The organism is Streptomyces azureus (assembly GCF_001270025.1).
Taxonomy (GTDB): Bacteria; Actinomycetota; Actinomycetes; order Streptomycetales; family Streptomycetaceae; genus Streptomyces; species Streptomyces azureus.
This window is the reverse complement of record NZ_DF968438.1, coordinates 1-576: the sequence shown is the minus strand read 5'-3', so window position 1 is coordinate 576 and position 576 is coordinate 1. Positions and strand designations below refer to the sequence as shown.

The following is a 576-nucleotide window of genomic DNA, read 5'->3' as shown; positions in this document are numbered from 1 at the left end:
GACGAAGGCTCTTGAGGGGATCCGTGTGCTGGATATGACGCATGTGCAGTCGGGTCCGTCGGCGACGCAGTTGCTGGCGTGGCTGGGGGCGGATGTGGTGAAGGTGGAGGCGCCGGGCGGGGACATCACGCGCGGGCAGTTGCGGGATGTGCCTGATGTGGACTCGCTGTACTTCACGATGCTCAACTGCAACAAGCGCAGTGTCACGCTGAACACCAAGACCGAGCGGGGCAAGGAGATCCTGACCGCTTTGATCGAGCGGTCGGATGTGCTGGTGGAGAACTTCGCGCCGGGTGCGGTGGACCGGATGGGTTTCACCTGGGAGCGGATCAGGCAGATCAACCCGCGGATCGTGTACGCCTCCATCAAGGGTTTCGGTGAAGGCCCGTACACCGGCTTCAAGGCCTACGAGGTGGTGGCGCAGGCGATGGGCGGGTCGATGGCGACCACCGGGTTCCAGGACGGGCCGCCGATGGCGACCGGCGCGCAGATCGGCGACTCCGGCACCGGCGTCCACGCCGTCGCCGGGATCCTCGCCGCACTCTTCCAGCGCGAGCGCACCGGGCGCGGCCAGCG

1 protein-coding gene is annotated in these 576 nt (G+C 67.2%); it reads left to right on the top strand.

The genetic code is table 11. The features are described 5' to 3' along the window. Positions 1-576: CoA transferase (locus tag AOQ53_RS35360; protein WP_174523398.1), on the top strand; the 576-nt coding region annotated here is incomplete at both ends.